Below are 760 nucleotides of genomic sequence, written 5' to 3' on the forward strand. Positions count from 1 at the left end.
GCGGAAAAACGCACCGGCTGCGGCAACCGGTCCAGCCCTGCCTCCTGCAATACTGCCGCCGCCTCATCCAGACGCGCATCCAGATCCGCCAGCTCTCTGGCCTGCACCAATCCCAAATGACGCTCGGGCAAGGTCATGGCCGGATGCCGGGGCACCGAGCCCAGCAAGGTCACGTCCTCAGGCATACCTTCCTGCAACAAATCGCCATGACGTTGGCTGGCCACCCGGTTGGCAATCACCTCGTTGACCACCAGATCATCGCGATAATTGGCCAGCCCCAACGCAACGGCACCGAACGTTTGCGCCATGCCCCAGGCGTCGATCACCGGCAAGGCGGGGATACCCGCCAGCACCGCCAGATCCGCACTGGATGGCGTGCCGTCGAATAGCCCCATGGCGCCTTCCACCAGAATCAGATCGGCCTCTTGCGCAGCCTGCGCCAGGCGCCAGCGGCATTCATGCTCCCCGGTCATCCACGGTTGCAACTGGTACACCGGCGCGCCGCTGGCCTGCTCCAGAATCATCGGATCCAGATAGTCCGGGCCGAACTTGAACACGCGAACCCGGCGCCCCGCATTGCGGTGCAGCCTTGCCAGCGCGGCGGTAATCAGGGATTTACCCTGCCCGGAACCCGGTGCGCTAATCAGCGCCGCGGGCACCGTGGCATTTAATAAGGTTGCCATCGTAGGACTCATTTACGTTTAATTTTCCAGCTACGCTGGTTGCGCTAACCGGGGACAAACACCGGCGCACCATTGAC

Annotated in this window: 1 pseudogene; it reads right to left on the bottom strand. The window is 63.0% G+C overall.

The window, feature by feature from the left end:
• A pseudogene (locus tag A3730_RS01230) lies at positions 1–683 on the bottom strand (cobyrinate a,c-diamide synthase); the annotation flags it as partial.
• Positions 684–760 lie beyond the last annotated feature (77 nt).

The sequence above is a fragment of the Alcanivorax sp. HI0044 genome (assembly GCF_001634945.1).